Raw genomic sequence first — 5490 nt, forward strand, 5'->3', positions numbered from 1 at the left:
TTTCGCCATCTATGCCAAAGCTCTCGTTTTTGCGAAGCTGAAAGCCCGCGCTCCTTCATCGTTGCCATTAGTAAGTATCCAATTCGTTGACCAGTACAGTATGTTGCATTGACCGATTGAACTCACCGCCGCCTTTTTTAATATGGCCAGGTCCTCTGCCTGTTCAGCTAATTGACGTTTTAATCGTGCAATTTCAGCGGCTTGCTCTGCTTCTCTGGCGCTCGTGCTAGATTTTTTTTGCGCCGCAGTCCGCCAACTGTACAGCTGGGATTCGTAGACTTTCAGTTCTCTAGCCGCCGCTGCAACGCCTATTCTTTCAGCTAATTTCAGGGCTTCTGCTTTAAATTCTTGTGTGTGGACTTTNCTTTGTAATCCGGTTGTATATCCTCGATCGTTATTAACATACTGGGTCGTATTCGAACGGCTATCGGTCACGCTTGAAAGCTGACCGTTGGTGTGCGTCATGGTCGTTCGCTTGCCCGTTGGGTCAATAGTTTCGACTAATTGACCTCGCGCATTATAAACATACTGAGTGCTATTACCCCGTCCGTCAGTTTCTCGAATAAGTCTTCCATTGTTGTCGTACTGATACGTGTTCGAGTAGGCGTTATTACTACCGTAAACACCAATTAACCTTCCTAGTTCGTCGTACGCCCGCGTTTCAGAGTAAACCATATCGACCACAACTTGTGGTCTGCATAGAGGCGGCGCCGTTGGGTCGGGGTCTGGCGTGCACACCATTTCGACCTTATCTGGGTTATAACGTCGCTCAGCCGTGACATTCCCCATATTATCTAACGTGTACTGAATGCGGAAAGTCTGATTATTCTTTTGAGAGGTGATACGCGTCAAGCGGCCCGCTGTATCGTATGTGAGCGTCTTATTCTGAAAAATGGTTGAGCCTCGTTTTCGTTCGACAGAGGCTACACGACCAAAGCGATTGTAGCTGTAGTGCAATCCGTACAGCTCGCTTCCATTCGCAGCGTAATAACGCTCACTCATCACGCGTCCACGACTATCATATTGATAGTTTACATAGGTATCATCAGGGTTTGTTACTTTCCCAACACGCCCCATGGGGTCATAATGCGTGTACCTAATTGACGTACCGTCTGGAAACTCTGTTCGGGTCAGATTTCCATGAACATTGTAATGGAACCGCGTTGTATTTCCCTCACTATCCGTGCGCTCGACCGTGCTAATTCGTCCCCACGTCCCGAGAATGTAATTAATACTTTCAGTCTCAATGGCACCATCTGCGATGGTTCTTTTCTCCGTCAAATATCCAAGAGCATCGTAATCATATTCATAAGTGACATCCGTCTCGATTTGCCGAGCCAATTTGCTTGAGTGAATGGCGTCCCACTGAAACTCAACGAGTTTCTCATCAATTGTTCCAGCGGCATATTTTACTTCAACTACCCGACCAAGAGAGTCATAAGCTCTTTCCGTGGCGTTGCCTTCCCAGTCTACAACTCTAGCTAAACCACCAGAGACATTGTAGGTCATGCTCTGTGCCGCCGAAGAACAATTTGGAGACGCTAGTCGGTTAATTGAGGTTAGCCGCTTCCCATGAGCAAACGAGCCATAATTGAAGCGAGTTGTGTGTCCTAAGGGATTCGTTACCGTTGTTCTCGACGCGGAATGCTGAAACGTGTGCAAATTAATTGAGCTCGACTCAGAGGCTCCGTTTCGACTGGTTAACACACGGCCAATAGAGTCATAGTCATAGTGAGAGAAGCGCACGCCATTATATGAAATCCCTGTCAAATAGGCGTTATTGCGTGTGTCTTCGTAATGATATCGTGTAACATCTCCATTTGGGTAGGTCACGTACTCAAGTATTCCAGCCAACGTGTAATCATACTCAATAGTCTCATTCGCCGAATCGGTAATCGTTAATGGCCTGCCGGCTGCGTCATAAGTAAAGCTTAGCGACTGTCCATTTGAATGATTAACTGAAATAATATCTTTGCCATCGTAACTGTAAGCGTGGTGCAGTCCGGCAGCAGACCATTCACCATCTTCATCTCGATTCGGCAATTGATATACAAGACCCTTAAACACAACTTTAGCCCACGTTACGCAGTTCCCGTTAGTACATGAAGGCGCCATTTCCTCGAATACCCATACAACACCATCGGCTCCCCGCAACACCCATGTATCAGCGTAATCTTCATGCTCAAATAAAATATTTCTCTCATCTGAATCTGCAAAACCAGTAACACTAATTCCTAAGTTCTGAACATCAAAAGTATCTTCTTGGCCTCCAAAATTTAATCGTTTCCCTTCGGTGAAAAGCGTTTTGCTATCCACATTTAGCCACGCCTGTACAGATGACGTCCAATTGCGTGAAAATGACGAAAACCACCCTACACCACCAGCAGAGCTGTAATGTCGACGGAAAGATAAAGGAAATTCACCCACGCCTCTAACATCGGTAAAAGAGTCAACTTTTCGTCCATCCGAGTTCCTAACAGGGTTCCCTGAAAGTTGTGTATCTGTGCATTCTTCTTCCTCTATTGGAATCGGAACATCTGTATCCACAGACCACGAAGACAGAGAGCCCAGTCGAGATGACCCAACAATACCTCCCATGTTCCAGTTCGTCCCAATATTCCAAGGTGTCCCCCTGTAACTACCCCAAACTGTAATCCGCTCAATTGGATCCTCGTCCACCTCTTCGTCACTCGCGAAAACGCCCCCGGAAGCCAAGCCGAAACAAAGCAAAGCGCCCAAAAATAATGAGCTCCATAATAACAATTGGCGAAAGTTCATACCGCTGTCCTTTAAGCAAGTGATTTTTGTAGGAGGTAGGAACTAAGGAATTCGAAACACGCGGGGTTCTGTATTCGCCAATCCTAGCGACGCTTTCGTGAGCGTCACACTCCCTGTTATTTTTAGCATACCAATTCTGAAAAGATGAAAATTCAACATCATTTATACATAAGTTATAAAAATGCGACTTAAAACAATCGGACCTGCTCAGCTTCAATCGTAATGAAGCAACAAACGTTATTCGGAGAGTATCCTTAAAATCGACTGAAATGTTCAGCTTCTACAAGAGTTTGATAAGAATTGTACGTAGCTAGCATGAGCCCTATTTGTGGACGCGTACAAGCGGATATGTCGTTGAAGAATGAGCAGGCTAAACATAACAAGGACACTCTCCAAATTAGTGCGCCATACCAATCTTTGCTTAAGGCTTTTTTATTATCTGGGTATTTATGAGAGCTAACAAAGAACCCGAAAGCGAAGATTTAAATGACTTGACGAAGCGGGGGCAGAATTGCATTGGTTCTTTGACTAGGATGAAGAAATGGGTAAGTGGACAGGCAGGCGATATTACCTATTTAAGAACTGGGCAAGGTTGGATGTATTTAAGCATTGTTATGGACTTGTATTCTCGCCGAATCATCGGCTGGTCTATTAACAAACGCATGACAAGCGACCTTGTCTTACAGTCGGTTAAGCAAGCTTATTGGCTTAAAGGGCACCCAAAAGGTGTTATCTTCCACAGCGACCGTGGCTCACAGTACACCAGTAAAAAGTTAAAGAATGCGTTGACTAAGCTAGGTATAAAACAGTCGATGGGTGACGTTGGCGCTTGTTGGGACAATGCCGTTGTTGAACGCTTTTTTGGCAGTTTAAAAAACGACTGGATACTCAAAGCTCAACATGCAACTTACGAAGCTATGGCAGCCGATGTCGCTGCGTATATGAAGTATTACAACCTAAAAAGGCTTCATACGTCTAATGGTGATATGACCCCGGTTGAGTATGAGAATTATCAATTAAAAGTGTCCACTTGGGCTTGACCAGTACATCAAGTACCGTACCGCGGGTACTCGACAAACGAGCCGTAATAGTCTCATCCTGGCGCTTTTAGGCTGATATCGAAAGCGGCTCGACTCAGCCTAACCAACTTGCACGCAAGGCGCTCACTAAGCTTAAACGTGGTCACTAAATGCTTAACCACGTGCTTCTTGCTGGCGGGCTTTACCACTTTTTTGAGACGACGTCCTTTAAGGCTTCCGCTCAAGCATCTTCTCTGCAAGAAGTTTCTTCAGCTTGGTGTTTTCGGTTTCAAGCTCGTGCAAACGCTTCGCTTCATTAACTTCCATACCCGCATATTTACTGCGTCAGTTGTAGAAAGTACAATTCGATACGCCAAGGCGCCGGCAAATGTCCTCAACCTTGGCACCGGTCTCATGCTCTTTGATGACCTTGATGATTTGTTCTTCGCTGTAACGTTTTTTCATTTTGAGATCTCCACTTGACCCATTTAAATGGAAATCTCAGCGATGTCATGGTTCTATTCTTGGGGGAAAGATCAAACTTCATCAAGTAAGCTTAATAAAACGAATCATAATTCCTATGCTCTGAAAACTTTAACGAGGTAGTAGAACGGTAATGCTAAAAAAGAAACAAATCCGACTATACCAACGAAAATAATGACCCATTTAGATATAGAGTGGCCTAACACCCCTAATAAAACAGCAAGCAGGATCCCAACGAAAACCACTACCATCGCCCTGAGTAATGGCTTTCTTAGCATCTGTAGTTCTTTATCGCCAAACGAAACATCATTTCGGTCTCTTAAATTAGATAAGCCCCCGATCACAAATAAAGCCCCTATAAAAATGAAGTAAATCTCACCTTTAACACTGAAAACCCTACCTAATAACAATACAACCACTAGGAGCAGGAAAAGTTTATAATACAGCAATGAAGTCTTACTCTCTTCTTTGCTCCTAACCGATTTATTGCCTTTCCACGCTAAAGCGTAAAGTATAGCTCCAAGTATGAATACCGCGAGCACGAAACGGACTGTTAAGCCATCCGTTGTTGCAATAGATAAAAGCGAAAGGCCAAAAACGACATGATTTCTTATTAACATCACCGCACCTCTTTACCAACTCCAATTGAACAACTCTTTTGAGGCGCAAACCATCGTAGCAGTGTAAGCACCACCACCAACACCTATCTTACCGGTAGATAACCCCGCTGATCTATTGCTGACACTTCCTCCTGCAATAAAACCTTTTCCGTAAGCGCCTTGCACTTGAATTTCAGGACCATTTTCATCTGTATTTTCATTGGAGCAACCTTCGTCATCTAATTTCCCAATACCGGCCTCAATTCCAGCGCCGCCAAAAATACCTATTCCAGCGCCTGCACAAACTGTAGTAGTTACAGTTACACCATTTACTGAAAAACCAGCGATAAGATTACCGCTGTAAATACCCCATTTATAACACAGTCATCTCGTAGAGAATTTATGCCGCATTTCGGTACTCTAACGGCGTCATGTCATTCAGTGAGTCGTGTGGTCGTTCAGTGTTATATAACTCAATCCAGTTTTCGGTTATTTGCTTTACCTCATTCAGGTTGTTGAAAATATATAAATCCAGTACATCATCACGATACGTTCGGTTAAATCGCTCAATGTATGCGTTTTGGTAAGGGCAACCAGGTTTGATGTAATCA

At 44.3% G+C, this 5490-nt stretch carries 2 protein-coding genes and 4 pseudogenes; 1 reads left to right on the top strand and 5 read right to left on the bottom strand.

From position 1 onward, the window contains the following. Window positions 1-132: 132 nt before the first annotated feature. Window positions 133-435, bottom strand: a pseudogene (locus M1L23_RS02625) (transposase); the annotation flags it as partial. Between the two features lie 1875 nt (window positions 436-2310). After that, window positions 2311-2778: pseudogene (locus M1L23_RS15060) on the bottom strand (DUF6531 domain-containing protein); the annotation flags it as partial. Between the two features lie 557 nt (window positions 2779-3335). Between M1L23_RS15060 and M1L23_RS02635 the strand changes: the two are divergent. Further along, window positions 3336-3818 (top strand): annotated as a pseudogene (locus tag M1L23_RS02635) (IS3 family transposase); the annotation flags it as partial. Between the two features lie 14 nt (window positions 3819-3832). Here M1L23_RS02635 and M1L23_RS02640 read toward each other — a convergent pair. The 3 genes and pseudogenes from M1L23_RS02640 to M1L23_RS02650 form a co-directional block, all read right to left on the bottom strand. Beyond that, window positions 3833-4262, bottom strand: a pseudogene (locus M1L23_RS02640) (transposase); the annotation flags it as partial. Window positions 4263-4375: 113 nt separating this feature from the next. Then, a complete protein-coding gene (locus M1L23_RS02645) occupies window positions 4376-4900 on the bottom strand; it encodes a hypothetical protein (RefSeq protein ID WP_252625451.1) in 525 nt (174 codons plus the stop codon). A 379-nt stretch (window positions 4901-5279) separates the two neighbouring features. Next, window positions 5280-5490: integrase core domain-containing protein (locus M1L23_RS02650; RefSeq protein ID WP_252625453.1), on the bottom strand; the 211-nt coding region annotated here is incomplete at its 5' end.

The sequence above is a fragment of the Aliidiomarina quisquiliarum genome (assembly GCF_023922585.1).
GTDB lineage: Bacteria > Pseudomonadota > Gammaproteobacteria > Enterobacterales > Alteromonadaceae > Aliidiomarina > Aliidiomarina quisquiliarum.